Genomic DNA, 25,611 nt, shown 5'->3' on the forward strand with positions numbered 1-25,611 from the left:
TTTTTATTTGCTGATTTGACACCACGCCCAGGCATTTGTTACGCTTTGTAATTTAACAATAGATATCGTGGCTATAAAAATGTTTGTAATTGATAATCTTGTTTATATCTTTACCAATAAAATTAGCAACACCTAAACAAATGAAAAGACTACTTATTGTTATCTCGTTATTTTTTGTAGCCTTCCAAGCCATGGCACAGCACCAAGAGGCCAGGAGCAATCCAAAAGATTATATCGGTAAGCATTTCCGTGTAGATACCATAGCTGAGAGTTCGCGGAAATATGGATACCATTATTTCGTACTGGACTATACAAAAAGCGCGTTAGATAATGGTTATTATTTTGTTGAACAAAAGGATGGTACTTCTTCAGATTATGAAACACTTGTAAACAAAATATTTGTTTGTATCGATGCCGCTAAAGTTCCGGACGGTGCCGATTATTATTTAAAACTCAAAAACGATCAACTCGGAACAACTTATTACTTGTATAGTAGCATTTTATTTGAGGTTTACTGCATTGAGGACGAAGAAAACTTAAAACGTGAGGTGCAAAGAACCGACTCTATTGCACTATCTTACAAAAACAACCCCTGCTTATTAATTGAGGATGAAAAGGATAACATATCACGTACCAGAGATATAAAAACGCCTTCTTTTATTGACGAGCAGCCGGGATTCGGCTATAAAGATCCTGTATTTTTCGGAATTTCTTATGACAAAAGGATAGAAAAAGGCATTACAAGTTACTATGCCGATTTAACAACAAGTACTACCGTACCGTCCCTTACCGAAAAAGGTGTAATAATACTCCTTAAAAACGGACAGCGTATTTTAAAACCATCAGCCGAAGTGCGTTATAATACTAACAGAAACTCATCTGGTTATTCGGTAAGCTCCTATATACAACTCTTACCTGCCGACTTAGCGTTACTTAAAGCATCTCCTGCGGTAGAATTTAAGCTTTACACAGACTACGGAAAGGTGGAAAATCCGGATATTGTATATAAATTATTTTTGTGCTGGCTGTCGAAAAAATAGTTAAAATAAGGCGCTAATCGCGCCTTATAATTTAATCAAATTATGCCATTTGGCATTAAATACATAAATCTATAATTATGAACACAGACAATTCTGCAATTAACAACCTTGGAGAGCAAGCCGCGCAGGCTAAAAAAGAGGTTAACGATTTAACTGCTGCGGTTAAAATCAACAATGCCGAAACTGAAAAAGTAACAGCGAGTTTTCAGCTTGCTACAGCATCCCTCCAGCAAAGCAAGGATTCGCTTGCGGAATTATCCAAAAAATACGAAATTTTAACCCGTACCCAAAGCGATAATACCAAACAGGCCAAAGACCTTAATACCCAAATAGGCAAAGTTTCTGCTACTATTGCCGAGCAGGAAAAAAAGGTATCTAAAAGCAGGGAGGTTTTCGATCTCCATAAAAAAGCTTCGGAAGCATTAAGCTCTTCATTCAATAAATTAAAAGATACATCCGGCAGCTTTGGCGAGGCGTTGGGGCAAGCAGCGAGCGGTTTCGAAACTTTAAAATCCGGGTTATATATCGCAAAAGTGGGCTTCCAGGGCATGGGGGCCGCAATTAAGGCAACGGGATTCGGGTTATTGGTATTGGCCATTAACTTGGTCATAGAGAAAATCCAGCAGTCCAAACCCATAATGGATATGATAACCGGCGTAATTGCCGGCATTGGTGCCGTTGTAAATGTGGTTAAAGACGCCATTTGGGATATGGCAACGAACATTGGTAAAATAGGCGATTTTTTTCACCACCCCATGGATAGCATACAAAATTCAGTAATACCATGGCTACCGCCGCAGTAAGCGCATATAAGCTTGTTCAGGCCCAGGAGAAGCTAAAAACGGATACCATATTTCAGGAAGCTGATAACGAAAGAATTAAAGATCGTATGCAAGCTTTAAAAGACATAGCTGGTAGCGAGAAGGCGACTCAACAGGCGAGAACAAATGCGTTGACCGAACTGGCGAAACTCAATAAAGATTACGCTGATAAGAACGAAATACTTCAGGACCTCGCGTTAGCAAACGCCATTAAACGCAATAACACAAGCAATAAGCTGAGAAACAACGATATATTGAATTTGAAAACAAACGGAACATTAGCTGCAGCTGAACTTTTGAAAAATGGCAAAATTGACGAGAAACAATTTAACGACCTGAAAAAAGTTTTTGATGACAGAAAGACGTTACGGCAGGATGAAACTGAGCACCAAAAAGCTTATTTGGATGGCATGCAGCAAATTGAGGACGCGAACGCCGCAAAAAACAAACAATGACAAGACGAAGCCAACCAGGCAAGAGAAAAAACAAACGCTGCTAAACAAACAGCCATGGAAATGGAGAAGGAAGCAATACGCCATGGGCTGCAACTTACATTTGAAGCCTATGGCAACGAAGTGCTTACAGAGAAAGAACATTACGACTCCCAGCGTGCTTCACTATCAAAATTATTAACTGATAAATTAATTGATCAAACTAACTTTAATAAAATTAGCGCAGAACTGGAAAAGGAACATCAGGCCAGCCTTAGCGCTATTATTAAAAAATATAAAGAAAATGATGAAGCGGCGGTTGCGCAAGCAACTACCGACTTTGAAAACCTGCGCATAGCCGGTATGCAGGAGGGTGCAAAAAAGCAAATAGCGGTGCTAACGCAGTAGTTTAAGGAGAGTAAAGAAGCTATTGAAAAGAATAATAAAGAATTAGACCAGCAAACAACAAAATTGGAAGCCGCGCTAACACATGCGCGCAAGCAAAACAACCAGGACGAGATCGCAGGATTGACAATGCATTTGGCTGCTATAGAGATATTAAAAGCAAAAAACGTTGAAAAAATTGCGGATAAAACCTTACAAAATAAGGATAAAATTAAAATCATCAACAACGAGGCCAATCAAAATGAGCTGTTAAATACAGACCAGGCAGCTATAGACGCAGCCAAAGGGCAGGCAGCCAAACTGGAAGCACAAAAAAAATTGATCCGGGATAAGGCAGCGTATGAAATAGAACTCGCTACAGACAATCAGGAAAAAATAAAACAGATAAACAATAAAACAAACTCCCAGATAGATGAGCTTGACAAGCAGCACGAAAAGCAACGTGCAGAGCGGGCAATACAAACGGCGCAAACAATTGCCAATGCGGCTATAACTATTGTAAGCAACAACATCAAATGGCAAAGTGATGCCAAAATAAAGGCGCTTGAGAGAGATAAGATAAACGAACTGAGCAACAAAAATCTTACTGCAACACAACGAAAAGCAATTGACGACAAGTATCAGAAAAGAGAAAACCAGGAAAAGGTAAAAGCCTTTAAAGCAAACCAGAAAGTACAGGTGGCACAAGCGCTGATAAATGGTGCAATTGGTGTGCAAAAAACAATTGCAGAATGGGGTATGCCATTTGCAATACCCAGCCTTATACCTGTCGTTGCGAGTACCGCAGCTCAGGTGGCCACCATAGTTGCCCAAAAACCACCTGCATTTGCCAAAGGCGGGCATTTTGTATCCGACGGTCGCGGTGCCCTCCTGCCCGGCTACAGCCGTACCGATAATACCAACGCCTACCTGCGCGTTCAATGTTATTGCAGAAACTCAATAAGCTCGATTATATTGGAGCAGCAAACCAGCTTTTACTTTGGGATAAAATAACCAGTCCGGCGACGGGTAAAAAAGTGACCCATAATTCGCTTACCAGCCGCCGAAAACAAGAACGTGAACTATTTTTAACACACGCTGTATGACAACATTCGAACACAGCGAACTAAAAGGCATCACCATCAAAAACATCGCGGTCACTATATTAAGCACCGCAAGTATTGTGGCATCGGTAATGACGACTTACTTTGAATTAAAGGAAGACATTGGCAATGTAAAAACCCAGCAGGATGCGCAAACTCGGGTAAACGAGATTCGTTTGAAGGTATTGGAAGGGCAGGTTGCACTTTTGCAACGCGAAGTTGAAAACATTAAATCGGGCAAACAATGAGCGTCATATCCTTTTTAACCAGGCTTTGGAATAACATTCGTTCTCTATTTAACAGACTACCCGCTAAAGTAAAAACCGCGGTGCATCTCGGCGTAATTATTACCGAAAACATCAAGGGTTTTGTTGATTCACCGTTGGCTGATGTGTTAACAGATATTATTCCCGGCGATATCGACGACAAAATAAAACAAACGCTACGTGCAGGGTTACCGATACTTCTAACCAATTTAAAACTGGCTCAAAACTGTAGCGCTTCCTCCGATCCGCAAGACATCACCAATTGTGCCATTAAAACACTGCAAACTATGACCGGCGAAATTAAAAATGCTTACCTGCATAATTTATCTGTACTGATAGCCCAATTAGCCGCCGATGGCAAATTAAGCTGGAGCGATGGTGTTTGCATTGTAGAATGGTATTACCAGCAGCAATACAAACGCCTTAAATCAGTCGCCTAAATACGGCTACCTACCGCCTTTCTTTAGCTTCATTTGGCTGAAGCAGTTATCATCAGTTTTACAGAGTTCCATTTGCACACCTGCGGGGGTTTTTAATTTAGTAGGATCCCACAAACCACTGGCAAACAAGAAATCCAGTCGGCATGGTCATCCTCCTGGCCAGTATCAAACCAGTATCGTATGGGGCAATTGGCAACCCTTATGTAAAAACCGCCCTGTTTCTCTTGCGGCAAATGGTGGTGATGCACATTGATTGCATGGCCTATCTCGTGGGTAACGGTATAACTGATGAGTAACGGCAAGTTCCTTGCAGCTTGAGGATCAGCTACATTTGAAAGCGTCATTGGGTCGAGGTTTACATGATAAAGTTGGTTGGAATGTAATAGTGCTTATTTATGCTCTTATTGAAATTATCGTTTCCTTCAGGGCGCTTGGGCAGGTACCATGTACGCAGATTTACAACCTGCTCGTTAAAATGCGTAATATCGTAAGTCCATATCTCCACAAAATCTGTTTCGGCAGGTGGTTGAGCACCGGTATAAGCATCGGTTTAGGCAAATATAGGGGCGGTAGAACCAAGCTACTGTTTTTTGTGATTACCATCATCGTTATCAAGTACGCTGGATGGGTTTTGTGTATCATAACAATAAATAACCACGCCATCAGTATGGTGATAGGTAGGGCTGTTCCAATTAACGCAGCGACCATAATGGGCATTTATACCCTCTTCTGCTAAGGCGTAAATGGACGACGTAAAATGGTAAACGGTTACTTTGGTAAGCTTGCCGTAATTAAGTGCGCCTTCCCGTACCGACGATTTAAACATTTTTCCGAAGGCAGATTTATCGGTAAGGCCAACGGTAAACAATTCCTTTGTTTCTGGTGTAAAACGGGTGTATTCGGGATTATCATCCTTATCCTCGGTCATAAAACCGCGATACTCGTCTATCAGGCTAATATCGTCACCGGGGTGATTGTTATCGGCAACAAATCCTCATCCCAATCCATTTTATATTTCTTGCCCGAAATATGCACCTTGGTTTCCCAGGCATCTGCCAGTTTATTCTCGTCCTTATCAAAGCGAATGGTAAGATAACCAACCGCTTGCTCATAATATGGGTGCGCCATAATTACCTGTCCGTTATCAAGTGTTACTTCGGCATACAGCTTACCCAATGAGCCGTAATCCAAGCTCATTATTTTGATGAACCGTCTGCACCCTTCCCATCTTCCGTAACGGCTACACTATCATCTGCCAATGACTTTTTAAAGTTAGGATCATCCTGTACCGATTCAGCTAAGCGAAGATCTTTGTCTCTAGTTGGATGGACAGATTGCAATGGGTAATTACTGCAAATGCCGGGGTAGCGGGTAACCTCTTTTAGCTTACATTTAACGGTATACTTGCCGGCGTATAACTTTGCGGCATTTGCCTTATCATGAACTACAATGTTGAACATACTCTTATCGTCACCCTTTTCATCGCCGCTGCCATCTACCTTTGCTCCCATGGGCACCCAGTATTCTTAGTCGAAAGTAGCAACGAGTTTAATCACAACGTCATAGTCGGCAATCGGTTCGCCAATAAACGCGGTAAAAGTTTCCGCAATGGTATCCAAATCATCGTGCTGTGTTTTGTTGCACGTAATCTTAAAACCGCGTGGCGTTTTTACCACTTTAGCAAAAGCAGTATTTGGGTCATTGCGAACAGGCCCCGCACCGGCCAAAGTAGCCTGCGACATATCTGTTGTGCCCCCCGCCCACACTCGCACCTTCTATATGGTCTACCTTGTTGCCACCCTCTTCAATAGTTCAGATAATAGTGAGATCGGCTCCTGCACCAACCGTTGCATAATGCTGCTGCGGATCTTACATAAAACTGAAAGTAATGTTATTGATGGATTTTATCCTCACATGGGGCTCACCATAACTTGCATCGCCGGTGAGAGAGTTATCTTTTACTAAGGTTGATGAGAAATTCATCTGTGCGCCAAGCTGCCGGCAGCTGTTGCCTGCGCGGTCGTCATATATTGCCGGTTTTGCTTTAGGCGTTAGCGGCATTATCCATCACGTCGGTAGAATTATCTGCAGTGCGGGGATTGAAAAGCACATTGAACTTGCGTGTGCCTGTTCGCCTCATACAAAACGGGTGCCTTGCGCGAAATATTACCGGCATCGAACTATGTAAAAAAGTAAAAACAAAGTACCTGGCCATACAGGTTATCGCGCTCAGCATCAACAACCAGCCCGGCATCATTCGCAAGATGATCGCCGGTGGCGCATCCGGCTATGTACTGAAAGATGCAGGCAAGCATGAGATATTTGAAGGCGTAAAAGCCGTAATGAAATGTAAAACCTATTTCGGCAGCTCGTGTCGGAAGTACTCCGCAAGCCCGACCTCCCCGCCGCCCCCCCCCGCTCTCACCCGCCGCGAAAAAGAAGTACTCGAACTCATCGCCGATGGCAACACCAACCAAGAGATCGCCGATGCTCTTTTTGTGGATGTCACTACTATCGATTTTCATCGAAAAAACATGCTGTCTAAATATAAAGTGAAGCATACGGCTGCATTGGTAAAGTTGACGGTAAGTAATAAATTGATATGAGGAGGACCTGAGTGTGCCCAGTTGTGAAATAAACCACGAGTTCACACCATAACAGCAAAATAATCGCCATGAACCACGCGGGTTAAGCAACCAACAATTTAGCGCCAAATAGAACCTGTTACCATCGACTCTGAATTATTTACCTAAACCTGCTTAAATACGTAACTACTATCTTATTCCACCCAATTATAACCTTTGCATTGAAAAAGCTCTTCGCTATAACGATTCTTATTATGCTTATCTTGCTGTAGGCTGGTATATAGGTTAACCAACAAACACTATTCGCCCGTCTTTTATCAAAGCGTACTCTAAGTCGACAGCCTTATTTATACCGGCAAGCATAGCAAGCTCAACATTGGCACCCAAACGGTCGAACCCAAACAGTTTGCCCGTTTCGCGCACCAGGTCGGTTTTGGCAAGGCTTATTTGGTTTTTAAGGATCGCCCTTACGGCATTCGCTATTTCCTCGGGCGGCAGGTCGTCGGCATCTCTCTTCTGCATATCGTTAAGCGGAACGCGGTAGATCTTGTAACTCCCGGCCTGCTGCCCGTTGTTCCAAAAATATGTACTTTTCCCCTGGCTGGTTTTTGCAATATTCATCTGATCGAACAAGCTATCGAAATGAGTATTTATTCTCGCCCCCGTCCGCGTTATTCCCCAGGCCGAAAGAACGCGCTTGCTCAGCAGGTTTTTACTTATCGGCGCTTCGGTTTGCAATACGTTAAATATCTGCGCCTTTATCCTGCCCCTATTTTGTGGGGAAAAGAAATCTTCTGCTGAGGTTAATTGCACGCCATCCAGCGCACTCACCTCGTAGGTGATGACATTATTTGGTGCAACAACCCTGTTAACCGGTGCGGCAACCGGTGCAAAGCCGGCAGATTTAAATTCGTTATTTGTCGGTGGTGCTGCCGGTGGTTTTACGGCCGGTGGTTGCGGTGTTTTATTTTTATTTTCTTCGGCGAGGCATATAGCCGCTACAATGCCTCCGATAACCTTGTCCGGTTTTTCCCACCACTCGGTAGAGAATATTTTGTGGATGTTCCAGCCCAACAATTTCAGCACATCTACCTGCACAATTTCCCTGTCGCGAGATGTTTTGGCGCTTTGGTAGCTTTTGCCATCGGTAAGTACCCCTAAAATATATCCCGTCCGGTTTTCCTTATCAACAATACCCAAGTCTATTTTGTAGGCCGAGCAGCCTATCTGGGTGTGCACCTCATAGCCCTGTTTCCGCAACTCTGCGGCTATAAGGTTTTCAAAGGAAGGCCCTTGTTCACTTTTTTCCGCAACCCGTACAGGCAAGGCCGTTTTTCCTTTTTCGGCGTAAGCCAGGAAGGCCTTAAGCCCCGCCACTCCTTCCGATCCGGAGCGGTTCAGGTCTATCTGGTCGGCGTTTAAGGTAGAGAATACCTTCATCTCATATCGCGCGCGCGATACTGCTACGTTCAGCCTTCTCCAGCCACCCTCGCGATTTATGGGACCAAAGTTTAAGCTTACTTTCCCAGTTTCGTCCGGGCCATACCCGATGGAAAACAGGATAACATCCCGCTCATCCCCCTGTACATTCTCCAGATTTTTGATAAAAATGGGCTCCTCGCATTCCAGGGCTATGCGTTCCAGATCTGGCCGCAGTTTAAACACATCGGTCAGCAGGTCCTCTACCAGTATTTGCTGTACCGAACTAAAGGTTACAATACCCATACTCCGTTTCGCCAGTACGGGGTCTGAGAGCCTGCGAATCACTTCATCAACAATGGCTTTTGCCTCAAACTTATTCTGCCGCGATCTGCCTTTATCGTAATAGCCCTCCACCTTTACAAAAGTTACCTTGCTCACAATATCATCGGTAGATGGAAAAGTAAGGAGTTTATTATCGTAATATTTGGCATTACTGAACGCTATAAGGCTTTCGTGCTTGCTCCGATAATGCCACAATAGGTGGTGCGATGGCATGGATAGCGCCAGGCAATCGTCCAAAATGCTTTCCAGGTCTTCTTTATCAATGTTCTCTTCGTCGATATTGTTGGTAGAGAAGAAATTAGTAGGCGGCATTTGCTTAGGGTCGCCCACCACAATTACGGTGGTGCCGCGGGCTATAGCGCCAACGGCTTCACAGGTAGGCATCTGCGATGCCTCATCAAACACAACCAGATCAAACTTCACGCTGTCTGCATCAAAATATTGGGCTACCGATATCGGACTCATCAGCATACAGGGCGTAAGGCGATGCAGCAGGTTTGGAATGGCATCGAAGATTTTACGGATAGACATGGCCCTGCCATTGTTGCGGATGGTACGTTGCAGTATCCCTATCTCCGAACTTTGCGATGCCTCCTGTGTAAAGGAGGGAATCCGTGCGGCCAGGCGGGCGTAAAGCTCTTGTTTTGTCAGTTTTTCAAAATTACTGCTGATATCCCTGAACCGTTTTATTTTTTCCTGGAACAAGCTGGAGTTGAATGTTGCCAGTTGCGGTGTACGCTCTATAATATATTCGGCCGCGGAGCGATAAAACCCTTTCTCAAACTGCATTACAAGATCCGCGCTCTGTACCGCGCCATTTTCGTAAGCGGCTATCAGCGGTTGCAGGTCTGTTTCAATGGCGCGCTCTTTTACGGCCAGCCAGTTGTACCAATCTTTTAAAGCATCCAAATGCTGTAGCCAGCCACCTGCCATTTGGGAAAGCTCAATTTTCCAATCAACAGCGCTGTTTTGCATAGAACCAAAATTGATCCCCAACAAATTATGCAGCACGGTTTCTACTTCGGCAATATTGCCGGTGGTTTGGAGGTAATCGCCCAGTAGTTTTTTATGTTCGGTGGCATAGGCTTTGCTTCCTTCAGAAAATTCACCGGCCAGTGCCGTGCGCCAGGTTTTTAACCCGGCGCTACCCACTATGCCTGTTGCAGCGCGATTCATTTGGATCACCTGCTGGCAGCTGCTTTCAATTTTAGTCCAATCGCATTCTCCGTTTTGCCACATAAAGCCCAGCAACGGGGGCAACGAGGTTGCTTTATCAATTATGTCCTGCTCTTCGCGGTAAGCAATTATTTGCTGCAAAACCGCGGGTACATCGTCATTACCAATGGCCCCGCCCAATGTTAATTTCGACAGTTTTTTTAACAACGAACGCTGTGCTAACCAACGCGGTAAAAACCATTTAACGTCAGCTATATTCCATTCGCTCAGTGTTTGGGCAGCCGGGAAGTTTAATATCTCTTTCTGAAAACGGGCCAGCAATTCTCGGCGTAAAGTATCACGCTGTTTGCCATGTGCCGCTATGCCTATCACCTGCGCGAGGTTTTGCTCAGGAGCATCTACCTGCATTAACGAGGCCGGGAAATCGTCCCCGTTGTTAAGGAGTTGGGCAAGGCTGCTAATCTCTTGTTCATGCTCTTTACTTTTAACTAAGCCACCAACCTTTAAAATGTCACTTACAATGCTGATTTGATTAGTTAAGGTTTTGAGAAAGCTTAACAACTCCTCAATCAAACGGCCTGCCTCTTGTTTTAACTGCAGGGTATACAGTTTTACATTGATAGCTTTAAGCGGATGGCCTTGGGGGCTACCGATCAAGGTACCCGCCGCCTGTAAATCGGTGGCAACATCGCGCCAAACAATAACATGATCTGGTGTGAGGGTTTGGATAGATTCTGACGGAAAGCTAACATGATCCTCACCTTGCGGCAACTGGCTGTATTGCGTAAATAAGTCGAACAAAGAATATCCGAAAGGATACTTTTCGTGCAAAGCGGCTACATATACATTCAGTTCGTTTCGCAGACTGTACAAGCGTTCCGCTTCCGAAATAAAATTGTCAGGCGCATCCTTCTGCACTATTTCCGTAGCTGCCTTAAGCTGCTCCAGCACGGCAGATTTTTTTGACTTGTTTGAATGCAGTTCTAAACAAAACGCGCCGATACCTATCGCCTCCAACCGGCTTTCCACTACATCAAGCGCGGCCTTCTTGGCAGCCACAAACAGTACTTTTTTACCGGCGTAAAGCGCGTTGGCTATAATGTTGGTAATGGTTTGCGATTTACCTGTACCCGGCGGGCCGTGCAGCACAAAACTTTTGCCTTCGCCAGAAGTTAAGATAGCCTGCAGTTGCGATGAATCTGAGCTGATGGGCAGCGCTACATTCTTGGGATGCAGCTGCCCATCTTCAATAGCCATGCCCGAGGTGTCCTCTTCCGGCTGCCACTCCAGTTTGCCGGATATAAGACTGGCTACTACCTTATTGCGGGCAAGCTTATCGGCATTATTATGTATATCGTTCCATAAAATAAACTTGCTAAACGAGAATGTGCCCAGCAACGCCTGTTCCTCAATATCCCAGCGCGATTTGGTCATGATGGCCTGGCGGATGATGTTGAAGATGAGTTTCACATCTACACCACTCTCATCCTTCGGCAAGGTTTCCAAGCCACCAATGGTGATGCCAAAATCCTGCCTTATCATCTCCAGCAGGGTAATATTCATGATGGTTTCTTCTTCGCGGGTGCGGATAACGTAGCCTTTTTGCGCCGATTTTCGGATGATCTCTACCGGCAAAAGCAATATGGGTGCGTAGCGCGGTCGCTCGCTCAAATCTGTTTCAAACCATCTTAATAAGCCCAAACCCACATAAAGCGTATTGGCACCGTTCTCTTCTATCGAAAGTCGCGACGAGCGGTATAAGTTGGTAAGGCTATTACCTAATTCCATTTCGGATAGGTAAGTTCTTAATCGCCGTTGGCCCAACTCATTTTTTACGAGGTCGGCAATGGGATCGGTTTGATGCAGGGCTTCGTACACACCAGTATCGCGCTGGTTATTATCCCAGTCTGATGGTTTTGCCAGCATCTGGAACTCCGTCCCGGCAGATAGAGCATCCTCTAGTTTACCGGCGTTTATGGTGATAAACTGGATCACGCTTTTTGTGATACGGATGTTAAGCAGGCTATTGCGCAGGGTAAGATCAAGCAGCTTACGTTCCCAAAGGCGTTGTTTGGATACATCTATTTTTTCGCTATGCACCAATTTTTGCCCAACAAATATATCATCAGGCAAGGCACTTTCACGCAATTGCCGGGTTTCTTCTACTATCTCCCAGCCGTTTGGTGTAGGCACCCGTAACGGAAGCGGCCGAATGCCGCTGAACCGCGCGCGCTTAATATCTATAAATAACAAAAAATCGCTGATGCGGAGTAATTTCTGGTCGGCAGAGCGCACTGCGTCATCAAAAGAGGTGTTGTTGCCTGCGTTCATGCAGGTGGCTTCCACCACCACAATATCGTTGATCCCATCTGCAGATCGCTTGGTTATCAGCGAAGGATCGTCGTTCACAGCATCTGCGAAGGATTCATCAATAAGCCAGCCACCGGCAAAGGCATGGCCCTTAACCATGGTAATAATTGGATGTATGCCAACTGCCTCCAGGCAGGCGGCGTACAGCAGAGAAAGGTCGAGGCAATTAGCCAGCTTATTAGCAAAAATAGTATCCGCCAGCCTTATCCTTTGCCCCCCTTCTTCAAAACTTGCCGGCACGGTACAATAGATAAATTGCATAGCGGCAATAGCTTCGTAAATGGCGGCCATTTGCTTACGCACCCGGTTGGGGTTGCGGCTTTGGTATTCGTCGAAAGATGGGTTGCCGGTCCATTTTTCTAATATGGCCGATGCCGCGACGATTATCTTTACAATTTGAGGGTGGTTTGGCGTTATAAAAGCCGCCAGCATTTCGGGCAGCAAGCCGAGGCCGTTCCATTGGTCATAGGCGAGCAGATCAACCCCGTAGTGCTCCTGGTATTCAATTTCACCATCGGCTGTGATGGTTAAAATGAATTTACCTGCCGCCCGCTCCGTAAGTTCGGCCAGGTATTTTGATGATATAACCGGTGAAATGTTTTTAAAAGAGTGGCTTTCCTGGTCTCTCAAAACCCCTGTCGATTGCTTCCATACCGCCGCGAAATCCGGCTCGGATGATAGTTCAACCGTTACATTTTGCCAATCGTAACCCGATACGTTTTTAATGGCCAGTTGCCTGATAACGGGGACGTGGTTTTGCTGCAGCGCGAAATTTATTACGGGCGAATACTCAAAATTCACCACTGTTTTTGGCAGGGTTTGGCTACTCATAGTTGGAGGTTAAGATAACAATTTATCGTAATCAAATTATCTGCCGATATTTTGGTTTACTCCACTGATGAACAAAATAAATTATATGGCAAAAAAAACAGTCTTGACGATATCGTCAAGACTGTTTTTGAATTGGGTAGTGAACCCTATTGGACTTTTTTCGAACCATTTTCTAGAAGACTTGAAAGTAGTTAGCCATATACTTTAAGCGGTTCGAGCCCAGTCTGGGCAGCCAGAATGGGCAAGCACGAAAAATCGGTCGCTTGCCCTTCTTTTTTTCCAACTATTTTTCTGTTAATCAAGTAGATACAAGAGTATAATTCACTCGTAAAAGCGGTTCGATGTTGCAATTCCTCGAAAGTGAACTTTTGGGGGTACATCCAACCAATTAATTTCCGCTTTTCTGAAGTTGTTGATTTTGAATGTATTGCGTCAAGCTGTGTCAATTTGGTAATTGCTTTCTTAAGCATCGGTTCTATATTTTCAGCTTTAGAATTTACCGCTGCCGCCTCTGCTAACTTCGCTTCCAGTACGTTTATCTTATATTCATTTTCAGACTTAATGGTTTTGTAATCCACGCCGTCAATGTCGCCATTCAAAAGTAACTCCCTTGCTTTGGCAATACGGCGGAAGGTAAAGGTAGTGCTACTAAACTGATAGGGATGATTTAAAAAATCGTTGGTTAAGTCGTACAAGTAGTCATCAATAGTCAAATTTTTTGTGAGTGCCAGCAACCACATTACAGCTGATATTTATGAGTACTCCCTTAAACTTTTTTTGTGCGATCTTAAAATCCATATAAGAAACGAGATCTTGTTCTTTAAAGAACTTATTTGTCTCCAATTGTAGAAATAAGCTTTCCATCAATATTTTTATGACTAGATAAAATCCCAAGGCAAGGCAAATGTTCAGGGTTCCACTTGTGCCTAGTACCTTTGCGAGGCTGAACCTACCGGTTACATTCAGCAGAACCGATAGGGCATGCATGCATATAAATATTTGTAAGATGGCTTTAAAATATAGCGGGTTATTATCACCTTTTATTTTGAGTAGCCTGATTAAACGAAGGGATATAACGATACCAAAGACCGATAACGCGATTACCATTCATTATCTTTAATCGGTCGGGTAGAGTTCTCGTTTGCCTGATAGCCGTCCATTATTTACCTATTACGCAAAAATAAAAAGCCACACCCAGTTATGGCAGGTGTGGCTTGAGCGCTAATCATTAATGATCTATGTCAGAAATTACAATCCTTACCAGGATTAATATTTTCCTTATCACGAGTCAGGTTCGCTGTGCCATTTTGAAAGGTCACAATCCAAATGGTATCGTAATCATCGTCAGGCCATAGCAGATTATTGTCTTTAACTCCCAGGGCCCTTACAATAGCCGCTATTGTTTTATGATTCCAGGCAACAAGAATGGTACCGGCTTTTGTCTTTATATCGGCAGCTACCCCCGCAGTATCCTTCTCTACCCTGGCACTGTTTATCGTAAGATTGTATTTTACAGCCAGGGGTACAATAGTCTCAAACATACGCGCATGTTTAGTCACTTCTCCGACACCTAAAGAAGGGACATAAGTATAGGCTGGTATACCAAATTTACCTACAAGTACAGCTGGCAATTTTAACGATCTATTGTAACCCTGGCAGGTAAGGTTATCTCCCTTAAGAGGCTTCTCTGCGTGACGTATTAATATAACTTTTAAATCAGGCGTTTGCGCCCGGGTAAATCCGATGTAGAAAAAGCTAAACGTTATTAGTAAGCACAATATTTTTAATAAGTATTTCATCCCTATATTAGTGTAAGTTGCCGGTTCCGTTTAACTGATATGCACCAAGGTCGACACCGGGAGGGGTTGCATCTGAAAGGCCGTAAATTTTGTCCATCGGTACCACAATCAAAGGTTTAATGCTTATGTTGCCCTTACCGATCAAAGGTGAATTTGGCTGCAATCTAAAATTAAAATTTCCAACTGCACTATATTGAGCAAATGGGCGGTTTACCGGCAACGGGAAATTTAAAAACATTGGTGCGCTTTTTTGTACAACGTCTGTACCATCATAAATGGATCCCAAAGTATAACTTACAGGAAGGTATTTGGCCGTTGAAGTGATAGACGGAAAATCTGTTGATTGCGGCTGGGTAATGTATCCTGTTGGATAAAATTGGTTGGCCACACTTAACGAGTCAGCGTATTGATAGTTATTGCCGTAAGTTAAGTGTGCAATATCAGCAATAGGGCTACCAACAACACGATAACCGAATTTACAATTTACAGCTACGTTATTATAATACATGCCTGACGCCCCCTCTTCAAAATTGATCGAGCCACCACGTCCGCTTTGAACCTGCCTGTAACCACCACTGATAAAAGTATTGTTATACATTACGATATTGGTTTGCGGTGCTCCCGTTGCCTGGCCTTTATTTGAAGCTTTCTGCCCGTTGGTTGCCGTCCCGATAAATAGGTTATAGGCTAACGTGCCTACAGACCCTCCTTTTATATTCAAACAATCGCCGCCACTTACGCCGTTTTTTTCAAATGTACTACGGAAAATAGCCAGCTTACCGGCCGAGATGCGGATAGGATCATCCACACCACCATACAGCCACGAGTCTTCCATAATAAAGCTCCCTTTATAATTGGCGAACAAGATGCTGAACTGGTTGCCAGTACCTGCTCCGGCAATGGTTGATGTTGCTTTACCTTCTGTTAAGCCGGCGTATTCAACGTGTGTCCATCTTAAAACCATAAGGTTACATGTAGGGCCGCCAATGATACCTTTCCATTTACCCGCGTAGGCAGGATCGTTGGCAGGTAAAAACCCACCGGGCGCATCATTTTTAGTTATACCACCCACCGTTATATAATTTGGTTGGTCTTTAGAACCGTTGCTTACTAATGTACCTAACGCGATCAAACTACTTCCCAAACCCATTTTTAGGGTTACACCCGGCTGCAGTAGCAATGTATCAGTTGGATTAATTACCAGGTCGCAACCATCGGCCACAGTATATGTTTTTCCGGAAAGCATGGTACCCTTTACCGGTACTACTGTACTACCACCACTGCAGGACAGTGGGGCGGCATCGCTAACCGGATTGGCGGCAGGTGGCGTATAGTTATATATATCTGTATGTTCGCCTTTCCATTTCTGGCAGCTACTTAATACGGCCAGTATTATAAGGCAAAATATGGCGGAAATGATTCTTTTCATCTTTTTATTTTTTATAATTTATATCTTAAACCACCAAGAAATGATGTTTTGTAGTAATCGCTTTGCACCAGGGTCTGCGCTGCAATGTCTTGTTTACCCAAAAATTCCTGTTGTTTGGCGTCCAGGCTGCCATGTGGAAATTTTAGATAGATTTTGCTGGCAGCATTTGTAATGTTGTTGATCTTACCGTAAAAAGAAAGCTTTTTACCAATGGTTTTCTCAAATGAAAAATCTAACTGGTTGTAAGCATGCTGGTAAAAATCAAGACTAGCATATGGCGATACCTGCGTTAGCCGCTCGCCCGTATAAACAAACGCTGCCTGCATATCTATGCCTAGTTTTGCGCTCTTAAATAAAACCGATGCATTACCAACGTGGTCTGCCTGGCCCTGTAAAGGGCGGGTTTCATTAACAATGGTTTGGATAGAACCCGCGGTAGGGTCGTTAACATACAATAATTTGTTAGTGCTGATCCTTGAGTGGGTGTAAGTATAATTTACCGAGAAACCTATCAGCCCGAAGAATTTGGTTGCCAAAACTTCCGCACCATAATTAGTAGCATTGCCCGCATCGTTTTGAGGTTTTATCACCTGTGAGCTTGGGCCGCCGTCACGTACTACAAAGTACTCGATCGGGTTATAGATTTTTTTGAAGAAAGTACCCACCAATACCTGGTCAGATCCGCCCGGGAAAAGCTCGTAGCGCAAATCATAGTTATCGGCAGTGATGTGTTTTAATAACGGGTTACCTACTTGGTCATAATACTCGCCCGAAACTTTATAAGGAACAAGCTCTCCAAAACCAGGACGGCTGATCGAGGCAAAATACGAAGCGCGGATATTCTGTCTGTCAGTCAATGCATATTTTAAGTGAACGCTTGGCAGCAAATCGCTATAAATAATCGTACCGGTGCGCTGGGTAACTGTTGCCGGCGATTGCGTGCCATAGGTCATGTAAGTATTTTCAACCCTGACACCGCCAAGTATTTGTAATTTGGGAAAAGGATTAAATTTTACCTGTAAGTATTCTGCGTTATCATCCTCACGCACATTGTAGTTGTTTTGAAGATCAGGATTATTGCTTCCAATACCATCTGCTGCTGAATTAAAGCCAAATGGGATAGCCGCAAAATTATTGCTGAATAAAGTTGATTTACCGCCGGTTAACGAGTAAGTGATATAATCTGCATCTCTCAATTTGTGGCGATATAAACCACCTAAAGCAAATTCAACGTCTGTACCAGCAATCTTTGGTGTATAAAAGAAATTAGCATAACCAGACAAGTCTCGGTCGCGATTATTTTCCCAGTGGTGGGTAAGCTTAGTGTTGTTATCAATTTCTGTAGTAACCTGACCTAAGCTATTTAATGATTTGTTTGCATCGTATGAAAAATCTATACGATCGGGCATGTGCCTTGAAGCTACAGAATAGATCCCATCCCAGTTCAGGTGGAATTTATCGCTGATGATGTGCTCACCATGAAGTGTTCCGTTATAAATATTCTGTTTGGTTAAGGTGTTTCGGTCGGCAAGCGTGATCTGCTTGCTTAAGTTGGTTGAGTTCAAGCCAAGTCCTAAGGTATCCGAAGTTAACCTCGACTCATATTCGTTTTGATGAATGTAAAGGTTATATAGCGAGATCTTGTTTTTATCGTTCATCACGTAATCAATCTTATTATGTAAACCTAAACGTTGTGTCTGGGTAGAATAAGTGCGGTCATACGCGTCAGAAAACTGCGGGGAATTAGGCAGTGGGATTGCTGATGGCTGCGCATTTGGCGTTAACTGTTTAGAATTTGAACCGCGGTAGATATTTTGGTAGCTGCCGGAAATTATAATGCCCAGTTTGTTGTTAAGGAACCTATCGCCAATGGTTAAACCGGCTGTTGAGCTTGAGGGATTGTTTAGGCTGTGTTGACTGGTGTAAGCACGGTTGCTGAAATCAGCAGGTGAAGCCGCAAAACTGTTGCCATTGATCATGGCAGGAGATTTCACGTTAGGCGACGGATTAAAAGCACTAAACAATCGTCCGTCAGAGAATAAAGAAGAGAAACCTGCCGACGCATTAGCACTTAAGGTAAAGTGGTAGGGAGCGCTTTTCATAATCAAATTCATGGCACCTCCAATGGCATCACCTTCCATGCTTGGCGTAAGTGCTTTGATCACTTCAAGGCGCTCCAGCATTTCTGAAGGGAAAATATCCATTGGAACAAAGCGGTAGCTTGGGTCAGGGCTGGGAACTTTTATACCGTTCACTAAAGTGGAATTGTAACGCTGATCCATACCGCGTATAATAGCATAGCGGCCTTCGCCATTTGCAGATCTTTGTATGGTTACACCACTTACACGCTGCAATGCGTTACCTACCGTAACATCTGGCAGGAGTTGAATGGTATTAGACGAGAGGATATTTATAACCATTGGGGCACTTTTTTCAAGACCGCGGGCATTTCTATCGGTCTCTTTATTAGCCTGAGCGGTAACTTTTACCTCGCTCATTTGTGTGCTGGCATCTGTCAAAAAAATGTTTACAATTCTAAGCTCAGTTGCGGCCGATAGGGTACCTTCAACTACTTTCGATGGGGCATAACCTACATAATTCACCCTGATCTGGTAAAGACCTGTTGCAACTTTTTTAAAGCTGTAAGCACCATTTAACCCTACCGAAGTATACTTGTTTTGCCCGTTTTGGGTTAAATGGACCGTTGCACCCGGTAAGGTTTCGCCCGTGCGGGAATCGGTTACTCTTCCTTCAATAGTCTGCGCTATTAGCCCGGAAGAAAATGATGAGAATATAAACAGGAAAAAAAGGATTTTGTTGTAAGAGTGTATAAATTTCATACGGAACCGGGGTTAATTTTGCGCAAGTAACCTCCTGAAAACTGTGTTTTTTCTGAATTTATACGATTGTGTTAATTCGGTAATAGATTAATAACACTACCTTAACAATACAAGTGATTTATGAAGCTTCTGGAGACGCTACCTGATTTATTCCTAAATTGATTCACACATAATGAGATCGTTTTGCTTTCTTCAATTACAAGACCAAGCATGGGTTGGCTAAATATTTAACCAATAAAAAAGTCAGAAAAGCGTTTTCTAATTAACCCCTTCCCCTCCCCAGAATACTGGGCATAATTCGAACCAAATCTTGGAGGGATTGAAATTTTTAGCAGTCTAAAGGTAGCTTAAGTTTAGGGGTTCGATTCCCTCCGGCTCCACCGAATTTAGTATTAAAACAGAGTAAATTCCTGCAAATCAAATAATTGCATACATTTCTTATATAGTCAAATATTACTAAATTAATTACTTACATTAAACTTATCCATGCAAACCTCATCACAATTGCCTCAAAACGACTTGTTTGATACAATTCTGACTTGTCTCTCCCCCCAAAGGCGGCTACTTCTTTATTTTTATTATTCTTTTTTCTTTAAAGAGACAAGGAACGTAAGTAGATCCGCTAATTCTTGTTTTGACATTGTTTGATCCAGGCTGGCCGGCATCATAGATGTTGATACTTTTTTTATTTGCTTAACATCATTGGTTTTTATTTTCTGAACAGCGCCTCCAGGGTATTTCAATTCGATATCCGTCTCTGTCCGGCTCGAAATAATCCCCATCAGGGTCGATCCATCTTTCATAACTAGTTGTGAGGTCTCATAGCCAAAATTAATCCCTGCAGAGGGGTTAACAATAGCATCAAATAATCCTTCCCTTGGTAATTTCGCGCCTATTTCTGATAAATTAGGCCCAAATTCAAAACCAGCTTTATTAGCTCTATGACATACGGAACAGGTTCTGAGGAAAACGGCGTTTCCTTTCAGTGCATTTCCTTTTAAAGCAAGTATGGCAGTAAGATTAGCAGAAGGCGTCCTGGTTTTAGCAATTTTGACACCATCGGTTTTGGGTAAAAAGGCTTTTGCTTTGTCCAATGTGCTTTTTCTGAGTGTTCCGCTCAAGCCTGCAACAGCTGGTGTAATTAAACTTTTAGGTAATTTTTTTCCCTGAAGCATTTCCAGAACGCGGTCTTCCCCATTTTGGCTTTTACCCAGCATTTGTATCGCCTTTTGACGTGTGGGCATGCTGTACTGGTTTGATAAAATCACCTTTGACAGGATAGCTACTGATTCATCGTTGCCTATTGCACCAAGCACTGATAAAACATTGGACGCCTTTTGCTGATCTTTGCCTTTAATTACATTTAGGAAGCGAAGGTCTTCATTGGCTTTAAGTAATAGCCTGGCCGCATCAACCCCGATTCCTCCGCTTTGATATCCTCCGCTACCCTGAATACCTTTGGATTTTACCAGATCCATCAATTTATCGGCTTCTGTAGTAATATTATACTGTTTTACCATATCAACAAAATCCTGTGTTCCCGTATAAGAATTTAAAACCAGTTGAACCTGCGCCTTGGATACAGGCGAATCTGATATATCCTGAGGGTTTAAAGACTTCAATATCATTGCACTCAATTTCAAATCCTTACCATTATTCTCTTCCAATAATTCCACTAAAGCTTTGGATTTTTCAGCTCCCGGATAAAAATCAAAAGCTCTGAAATATCTCAAACGGGATTTTAATGGAACACTTGCATCTTTAGCCAGCTTTACCAGATATGGAAGCGCAATATTTGTCCGGGCCCGCCACACAATATCTCTGCCTCCGGCTGTTAATAAAGGATCCGGTACTACTTTCAGGTAGGCTGCAAGGAATTGGTCCCATTGCTTGTCGGCCCCGATACCCAGTGCCTCTAAATACCATTTGTCATTGCCATCATGTTTCGCTGCAAGTGCCGCCCATATCGTCGCGGCTTCCGGTTCATTCCGATGCCGTAACGCAATCGCACAATCTCGCCTTACCTGTGCGTCCGGATCATTTACTAAAGCTCCTGCAAGTTTAAGTAAATTGCTATTTACTTCTCTTGCCGCCCTCAGCCCAGTTATCTTTAAATCAGGGTCGGGATTGTTGATGGCTTCGGAAAGATATTTTGGGGCCGTTGTTGATTTTGAAAGCACCCACAGCGCTCGGGCACGCATACGGGGATTGGGCGATGTTGACCATAACTTTTCCAACTCCGCTATTGCTGATTCTCCCATGCCGGTTAATGCTACGAAAGCATGCCTGCGAACGTCGAGATTTGGATTTTGCAAGGCAATGACTGCACCCTTCGGAGTGGCATAATCCTGTTCAGGCATTTTATAGGTCGCTCTCATATTTTCCGGAACAATCCGGTATATACGACCACGCTGAAGATCCCCCACCCGATGCCCGCCAACGCCGGGATCATACCAGTCGGCTACAATTAAAGAACCATCCGGAGCTGTACAGATATCTGCCGGGCGAAACCATTGGTCCCGTCCGCCATTAAGAATGTTGACGATATTGGCAGTATATCCCGCGCCAGCTTTTTGAACAGAATAGGCCCGAACAACATTATGTCCCGGTTCCGCATGGATCATCCCATTTTGAAACTGCTGCGTTAACAGCGTCCCTTCATAAAAAATCATTCCGGTAGGGGAGCCGGAACCTGTTTGTAAAAGATTGGGGATGACACCCGGATCATTTTGATGTCAGTGACGAAGCGGGATCGAATCTTCCATGTTAATGCGTTTAGCACTCCAGCCAGCACCAGTTACTTCATCCGTGTAGCCATAATTTCCATATTCCATTACGTAATTGATCCGTACTCCTTTATTCCCGTCATCATCATTATCACTTTGCCATATATTTCCATAACTATCTACGGCCGATTCATATTCGTTCCTGAAATTATGACCCAGGCATTCCACATGAGTACCGTCCGGATCACAACGGAATAGCATTCCTTCTTTGTATTTTTTAGGTCCTATCTCATCACCATCCTGGTCCAGTACTACCTCATTATTTTTATCTCTAAGGGTTTTACCAGCATTCCCAAAATTGAAATATAGTTTACCATCCGGGCCAAATGCGAAGCTGTGCATCCCATGATCATGTTGTATACCGCCTATCCCCTGGAATAATATTTCTTTTCGGTCGGCTTTACCATCATTATTGTCATCAAAAAAGGCCCAAACATAGGGGCTTTGCGATATCAATACCCGGTTACCTAATACGCACACGCCTAAAGGTGCATTAACCTCGGGGCCCTGATAAAACACCGTGCTTGTTTCCAAACTTCCGTCTCCATCCTTATCTTCTAAAATCAGGATGCGGTCGCCGGCCTCCCTGGGTTTGTTGTGATTAATCTCAAACCGGTAATTATAAGCCTCCGTTACCCAAACCCTCCCTTTTTCATCCACGTCAATATTGGTAGGGTTAATCAACATGGGTTCGGTTGCCATCGTTTCAACACGCAGGCCAGGCGCCACGTCGAGCTCCTTCAAGCCATTTTTAGCTAAGTGTTTTTGTGCTTCGCTGAGCGGCGTATCAATGGTAGCCAAATGATACGATGAGTGTTTTTCAGGAATATTGGTAAAGGCCCCAAATACTACTAACAAAGGAATCGCGGTGAATAATCCACCTATTAGAAAAAAACGTTTTCTTTTATTGTTGTCCATTCCTATGTTTTCTTGTATTGTGTCCATTTTTATTATAAAAGTACTCAATTTCTCCTGTTGCCTATATGAAATTATCAGCTTCGCGATATGCTTTGATCAAAGCAAGCTCGCCTGCTTTACCGGCACCCGCATTGCCGTGTTCCATGCCTACCACTCCTTTGTATCCTTTATCATAAATAAGTTTGAATATGTTTTTGTAATTAATCTCACCGGTACCGGGTTCGTTGCGGCCGGGATTATCGCCAACCTGGTAATAACCTATTTCATCATAAACCCAATTAAGCGTAGGGATAATATTGCCCTGATTGCGTTGTATATAGTACATATCGTACAAAATTTTGCAAGATGGGCTGCCCACAGCTTTACAAATAGCATAAGCTTGATCGGGTGTGCGTAAAAAAAGGTCGGGGTTGTCGCTGAGGGGTTCCAGCACTATCATCAGGCCATGGGGTTCAATAATGGCTGTCCCCTTTTTGATATCTTCAATTACATTACCTGTTTGTATGCCGATAGGCAGGTTGCGTACAAAATCTCCGGGAACAACGGTATACTGTTTACAATTGGTCCGTTTTGCCACTTCCACGGCTTCTTTACAACTGGCAATAAATTTATCGATGTATTCCGCCTTGCCTGATGCTAACAGGTTGGTATCATTACCTAACCAGGTTGTACAAAAACGCCCATGATCAGAAAACGCTGGATGCAGCGTTATTAAAGCTAACCTGCATCAATTACAATATACTGTAAATCTGACCATTATGGAAAACGGAAACTGATTGGTTCGATATACCCTGAAAAGTTCACATTTGAGGATTTGAAAGTTCGAACCGCTAAAACAGGGGAGATTTTTAGTTTTATTTTCCTGATAAACAAGGAGTTAAAGAGCAAAAAAAATGGGACAAGTGATAAATTTTATCGCTTGTCCCAAGAGGTGATCCCGCTGGGATTATTTTTTGACGGGCTTTACCCCTGTATATCAATGAATTAGAACGACCAAATTTCAATAGGTTACCGAAAAGGTTACCGATTTACTTTGTACTAACATGTACTGTTTGGAATCGTTTAAAGAACAAATAATAATTTCACAAATATATCAAAAACAAATTCTTGACACAATATTATTAAATTTCCTTTATGATGGCAAGTTCATATTACAGATTTTTTAATCGTCAAAAATTACGGTAACGATAAATATCCTCTTTAACAGCATCCAGCGATTCTGGCTTACCGATGATAATTGAATTTAAGTGGAATGGTTTGACAAGATCATAACATTTATATCCCCATCAAATTGTAAGGTATGCCGGATAGCTTCGACTAACAGTTGAATGCATAATGAAAAGAAACCTAAAGTTGTAATTATTGGCGGTGGATTCGGCGGTATAGAACTGGGCAAAAGTTTAAAAAACGCACCAGTCGATATTCTGATGCTGGACAAGCATAACCATCATACATTTCAACCACTGCTTTACCAGGTTGCCATCGGTGCTATCGAAGCTGATTCCGTGGGTTTTCCTATACGCAGGATATTCACAAAACAGGAAAACTTTAAATTTTTGCTGACCGAGGTAACAAGAATACACCCCTCTGAAAATAAGGTAATCACTGCTAACTGAGCAATAGAATATGATTACCTCGTTATTGCCACTGGCTCAACTACCAATTTTTTTGGTGAGGATGCCATAGAGCGATCAGTAATGCCGATGAAAAACATTGCTGAAGCTTTGAACCTTCGAAGCGTTATTCTGCAAAATCTGGAATCCGTTCTCTTTACAACGGATGAAAAAGAAAAAGTGGCGCTTTTGACTTTTGTGGTGGTTGGAGGAGGCCCGACCGGCGTGGAATTGGCAGGTGCTTTAGCAGAAATGCGACAGCTCATATTGACGAAAGATTATCACAACTTAAAAAGTAGTGAAATGACGGTTTACCTGATGGAGGGTAAGCCCAAACTATTATCATCCATGTCTACTGTTGCTTTCTCAAAAGCGAAGGAATTTTTGAAGAGAGCCCAGGTAAAAGTTTATAACGGCGTGCACGTTAAATCGTATGACGGCCTTACTTTGAGAGTGGATGATGGCACGATCATTAAAACGAAGAATGTTTTTTGGACAGCAGGCGTTAAAGGCGTCTTCCCTGCCGGCATCTCTAAAAACATGATCACTAAAAGCAACCGACTGCAGACAGACGGGATCAACCGTTTAAAGGGGCACTCCAACATATTTGCTATTGGCGATGCGGCGGCTATTATCACGGAGGAAACTCCAGAAGGGCATCCCGGAGTAGCTCCAGTAGCATTACAACAGGGCAAACACCTTGCCCGGAACCTGGAGGCACTGATCAATGGGGAGTATACGGTTCCTTTTAAGTATAAAGATAAAGGCTCACTGGCTACCATTGGGCGCAATAGAGCCGTGGCAGATATTAATGGAGTTCATCTACACGGATTTTTTGCGTGGATATTGTGGGGATTGGTTCATATCCGGTCCATTGCAGGTTTTTCAAGTAAGGGGATTATCTTCTTTAATTGGGCTATCAATTATTTTACCAAGAATAGTGATAACCGCCTCATCATCCGGCCTTTCGATAAGAAAACGAAAAAAATCAGTACTGGGATCGAATAGAATACTG

General features: G+C 43.3%; 24 protein-coding genes and 1 pseudogene. 12 read left to right on the forward strand and 13 right to left on the reverse strand.

Annotated features, from left to right (window positions below; translation table 11 throughout):
- Window positions 1–98 precede the first annotated feature (98 nt).
- The 9 genes from EPL05_RS14095 (at window position 99) to EPL05_RS24005 (ending at window position 4,781) form a co-directional block, all read left to right on the forward strand.
- Window positions 99–1,040: a hypothetical protein gene (locus EPL05_RS14095; protein ID WP_128534611.1), complete on the forward strand. Its 942-nt coding sequence runs from the start codon at window positions 99–101 to the stop codon at window positions 1,038–1,040.
- A gap of 77 nt (window positions 1,041–1,117) precedes the next feature.
- On the forward strand, window positions 1,118–1,843 hold the full coding sequence (locus tag EPL05_RS14100; RefSeq protein WP_128534612.1) for a phage tail tape measure protein: 726 nt from the start codon (window positions 1,118–1,120) through the stop codon (window positions 1,841–1,843).
- Window positions 1,825–2,316 carry a hypothetical protein gene (locus EPL05_RS14105; RefSeq protein WP_128534613.1) on the forward strand — a complete coding sequence of 164 codons (492 nt, stop codon included), beginning with the start codon at window positions 1,825–1,827 and terminating at the stop codon, window positions 2,314–2,316. The genes EPL05_RS14100 and EPL05_RS14105 overlap by 19 nt, the downstream gene beginning before the upstream one ends.
- A 54-nt stretch (window positions 2,317–2,370) precedes the next feature.
- Complete coding sequence (locus tag EPL05_RS14110) at window positions 2,371–2,700, forward strand: hypothetical protein (protein ID WP_128534614.1); 330 nt, start codon at window positions 2,371–2,373, stop codon at window positions 2,698–2,700.
- 63 nt (window positions 2,701–2,763) lie between these two features.
- On the forward strand, window positions 2,764–3,690 hold the full coding sequence (locus tag EPL05_RS14115; RefSeq protein ID WP_128534615.1) for a hypothetical protein: 927 nt from the start codon (window positions 2,764–2,766) through the stop codon (window positions 3,688–3,690).
- Entirely contained in the window at window positions 3,618–3,782 is a 165-nt protein-coding gene (locus EPL05_RS24655; RefSeq protein ID WP_394342734.1) for a hypothetical protein, read from the forward strand. The genes EPL05_RS14115 and EPL05_RS24655 overlap by 73 nt, the downstream gene beginning before the upstream one ends.
- Window positions 3,779–4,027 (forward strand): hypothetical protein, encoded by a 249-nt coding sequence (locus tag EPL05_RS14120; protein WP_128534616.1) that lies wholly within the window; start codon window positions 3,779–3,781, stop codon window positions 4,025–4,027. The genes EPL05_RS24655 and EPL05_RS14120 overlap by 4 nt, the downstream gene beginning before the upstream one ends.
- Complete coding sequence (locus tag EPL05_RS14125) at window positions 4,024–4,485, forward strand: hypothetical protein (RefSeq protein ID WP_128534617.1); 462 nt, start codon at window positions 4,024–4,026, stop codon at window positions 4,483–4,485. The genes EPL05_RS14120 and EPL05_RS14125 overlap by 4 nt, the downstream gene beginning before the upstream one ends.
- A gap of 143 nt (window positions 4,486–4,628) precedes the next feature.
- On the forward strand, window positions 4,629–4,781 hold the full coding sequence (locus tag EPL05_RS24005; protein ID WP_166727708.1) for a hypothetical protein: 153 nt from the start codon (window positions 4,629–4,631) through the stop codon (window positions 4,779–4,781).
- Between the two features lie 284 nt (window positions 4,782–5,065).
- Here the strand turns inward: EPL05_RS24005 and EPL05_RS14130 are convergent, their stop codons facing one another.
- From EPL05_RS14130 to EPL05_RS14150, 5 genes are all read right to left on the reverse strand, one after another.
- On the reverse strand, window positions 5,066–5,413 hold the full coding sequence (locus EPL05_RS14130) for a hypothetical protein (protein WP_128534618.1): 348 nt from the start codon (window positions 5,411–5,413) through the stop codon (window positions 5,066–5,068).
- 20 nt (window positions 5,414–5,433) lie between these two features.
- On the reverse strand, window positions 5,434–5,682 hold the full coding sequence (locus tag EPL05_RS14135; RefSeq protein ID WP_128534619.1) for a hypothetical protein: 249 nt from the start codon (window positions 5,680–5,682) through the stop codon (window positions 5,434–5,436).
- The gene (locus tag EPL05_RS14140; protein ID WP_128534620.1) at window positions 5,682–5,996 is read right to left on the reverse strand and encodes a hypothetical protein; all 315 of its coding nucleotides are present in this window, start codon (window positions 5,994–5,996) and stop codon (window positions 5,682–5,684) included. The genes EPL05_RS14135 and EPL05_RS14140 overlap by 1 nt, the downstream gene beginning before the upstream one ends.
- Before the next feature lie 15 nt (window positions 5,997–6,011).
- Entirely contained in the window at window positions 6,012–6,227 is a 216-nt protein-coding gene (locus EPL05_RS14145; RefSeq protein ID WP_128534621.1) for a hypothetical protein, read from the reverse strand.
- Between the two features lie 127 nt (window positions 6,228–6,354).
- Window positions 6,355–6,546, reverse strand: a complete 192-nt coding sequence (locus tag EPL05_RS14150; protein ID WP_128534622.1) for a hypothetical protein — start codon at window positions 6,544–6,546, stop codon at window positions 6,355–6,357.
- Window positions 6,547–6,584: 38 nt separating this feature from the next.
- On the opposite strand from EPL05_RS14150, the gene EPL05_RS14155 reads away from it, so the two are divergent.
- On the forward strand, window positions 6,585–7,091 hold the full coding sequence (locus EPL05_RS14155; RefSeq protein ID WP_128534623.1) for a LuxR C-terminal-related transcriptional regulator: 507 nt from the start codon (window positions 6,585–6,587) through the stop codon (window positions 7,089–7,091).
- Window positions 7,092–7,355: 264 nt separating this feature from the next.
- On the opposite strand, the gene EPL05_RS14160 is transcribed toward EPL05_RS14155, so the two are convergent.
- The 8 genes from EPL05_RS14160 to EPL05_RS14195 all read right to left on the reverse strand — a co-directional run bounded on the left by EPL05_RS14160 (window position 7,356) and on the right by EPL05_RS14195 (window position 23,695).
- Complete coding sequence (locus tag EPL05_RS14160; protein WP_128534624.1) at window positions 7,356–13,211, reverse strand: DUF3320 domain-containing protein; 5,856 nt, start codon at window positions 13,209–13,211, stop codon at window positions 7,356–7,358.
- Window positions 13,212–13,402: 191 nt separating this feature from the next.
- The gene (locus tag EPL05_RS14165; RefSeq protein ID WP_208394750.1) at window positions 13,403–13,951 is read right to left on the reverse strand and encodes a hypothetical protein; all 549 of its coding nucleotides are present in this window, start codon (window positions 13,949–13,951) and stop codon (window positions 13,403–13,405) included.
- 501 nt (window positions 13,952–14,452) lie between these two features.
- Window positions 14,453–15,010 (reverse strand): histidine phosphatase family protein, encoded by a 558-nt coding sequence (locus EPL05_RS14170; RefSeq protein WP_128534625.1) that lies wholly within the window; start codon window positions 15,008–15,010, stop codon window positions 14,453–14,455.
- 7 nt (window positions 15,011–15,017) lie between these two features.
- The gene (locus EPL05_RS14175; RefSeq protein ID WP_128534626.1) at window positions 15,018–16,439 is read right to left on the reverse strand and encodes a hypothetical protein; all 1,422 of its coding nucleotides are present in this window, start codon (window positions 16,437–16,439) and stop codon (window positions 15,018–15,020) included.
- Between the two features lie 11 nt (window positions 16,440–16,450).
- Window positions 16,451–19,279 carry a TonB-dependent receptor gene (locus EPL05_RS14180; RefSeq protein ID WP_128534627.1) on the reverse strand — a complete coding sequence of 943 codons (2,829 nt, stop codon included), beginning with the start codon at window positions 19,277–19,279 and terminating at the stop codon, window positions 16,451–16,453.
- Window positions 19,280–19,857: 578 nt separating this feature from the next.
- Complete coding sequence (locus tag EPL05_RS14185) at window positions 19,858–21,951, reverse strand: DUF7133 domain-containing protein (RefSeq protein WP_128534628.1); 2,094 nt, start codon at window positions 21,949–21,951, stop codon at window positions 19,858–19,860.
- 63 nt (window positions 21,952–22,014) lie between these two features.
- Window positions 22,015–23,010 (reverse strand): PVC-type heme-binding CxxCH protein, encoded by a 996-nt coding sequence (locus EPL05_RS14190; RefSeq protein ID WP_128534629.1) that lies wholly within the window; start codon window positions 23,008–23,010, stop codon window positions 22,015–22,017.
- Window positions 23,011–23,044: 34 nt separating this feature from the next.
- Entirely contained in the window at window positions 23,045–23,695 is a 651-nt protein-coding gene (locus EPL05_RS14195; RefSeq protein WP_166727714.1) for a hydroxypyruvate isomerase family protein, read from the reverse strand.
- 616 nt (window positions 23,696–24,311) lie between these two features.
- On the opposite strand from EPL05_RS14195, the pseudogene EPL05_RS14200 reads away from it, so the two are divergent.
- Window positions 24,312–25,277, forward strand: a pseudogene (locus tag EPL05_RS14200) (NAD(P)/FAD-dependent oxidoreductase); the annotation flags it as partial.
- A gap of 90 nt (window positions 25,278–25,367) precedes the next feature.
- Complete coding sequence (locus tag EPL05_RS24660; RefSeq protein ID WP_394342735.1) at window positions 25,368–25,604, forward strand: hypothetical protein; 237 nt, start codon at window positions 25,368–25,370, stop codon at window positions 25,602–25,604.
- Window positions 25,605–25,611: the final 7 nt, after the last annotated feature.

Source organism: Mucilaginibacter gilvus (assembly GCF_004054195.1).
Taxonomy (GTDB): Bacteria; Bacteroidota; Bacteroidia; order Sphingobacteriales; family Sphingobacteriaceae; genus Mucilaginibacter; species Mucilaginibacter gilvus.

Excerpts from the sequence above, each read along its gene's own strand:
- EPL05_RS14145 (WP_128534621.1), bottom strand. The coding sequence starts at position 6,227 with ATGTCGCAGGCTACTTTGGCCGGTGCGGGGCCTGTTCGCAATGACCCA.
- EPL05_RS14180 (WP_128534627.1), bottom strand. The coding sequence starts at position 19,279 with ATGAAATTTATACACTCTTACAACAAAATCCTTTTTTTCCTGTTTATA.
- EPL05_RS14150 (WP_128534622.1), bottom strand. The coding sequence starts at position 6,546 with ATGCCGCTAACGCCTAAAGCAAAACCGGCAATATATGACGACCGCGCA.
- EPL05_RS14175 (WP_128534626.1), bottom strand. The coding sequence starts at position 16,439 with ATGAAAAGAATCATTTCCGCCATATTTTGCCTTATAATACTGGCCGTA.
- EPL05_RS14130 (WP_128534618.1), bottom strand. The coding sequence starts at position 5,413 with ATGACCGAGGATAAGGATGATAATCCCGAATACACCCGTTTTACACCA.
- EPL05_RS14120 (WP_128534616.1), top strand. The coding sequence starts at position 3,779 with ATGACAACATTCGAACACAGCGAACTAAAAGGCATCACCATCAAAAAC.
- EPL05_RS24005 (WP_166727708.1), top strand. The coding sequence starts at position 4,629 with ATGGTCATCCTCCTGGCCAGTATCAAACCAGTATCGTATGGGGCAATT.
- EPL05_RS14110 (WP_128534614.1), top strand. The coding sequence starts at position 2,371 with ATGGAAATGGAGAAGGAAGCAATACGCCATGGGCTGCAACTTACATTT.
- EPL05_RS14170 (WP_128534625.1), bottom strand. The coding sequence starts at position 15,010 with ATGAAATACTTATTAAAAATATTGTGCTTACTAATAACGTTTAGCTTT.
- EPL05_RS24655 (WP_394342734.1), top strand. The coding sequence starts at position 3,618 with ATGTTATTGCAGAAACTCAATAAGCTCGATTATATTGGAGCAGCAAAC.
- EPL05_RS14165 (WP_208394750.1), bottom strand. The coding sequence starts at position 13,951 with ATGTGGTTGCTGGCACTCACAAAAAATTTGACTATTGATGACTACTTG.
- EPL05_RS14185 (WP_128534628.1), bottom strand. The coding sequence starts at position 21,951 with ATGATTTTTTATGAAGGGACGCTGTTAACGCAGCAGTTTCAAAATGGG.
- EPL05_RS14105 (WP_128534613.1), top strand. The coding sequence starts at position 1,825 with ATGGCTACCGCCGCAGTAAGCGCATATAAGCTTGTTCAGGCCCAGGAG.
- EPL05_RS14160 (WP_128534624.1), bottom strand. The coding sequence starts at position 13,211 with ATGAGTAGCCAAACCCTGCCAAAAACAGTGGTGAATTTTGAGTATTCG.
- EPL05_RS14100 (WP_128534612.1), top strand. The coding sequence starts at position 1,118 with ATGAACACAGACAATTCTGCAATTAACAACCTTGGAGAGCAAGCCGCG.
- EPL05_RS14135 (WP_128534619.1), bottom strand. The coding sequence starts at position 5,682 with ATGAGCTTGGATTACGGCTCATTGGGTAAGCTGTATGCCGAAGTAACA.
- EPL05_RS14190 (WP_128534629.1), bottom strand. The coding sequence starts at position 23,010 with ATGGACACAATACAAGAAAACATAGGAATGGACAACAATAAAAGAAAA.
- EPL05_RS14125 (WP_128534617.1), top strand. The coding sequence starts at position 4,024 with ATGAGCGTCATATCCTTTTTAACCAGGCTTTGGAATAACATTCGTTCT.
- EPL05_RS14140 (WP_128534620.1), bottom strand. The coding sequence starts at position 5,996 with ATGGGAGCAAAGGTAGATGGCAGCGGCGATGAAAAGGGTGACGATAAG.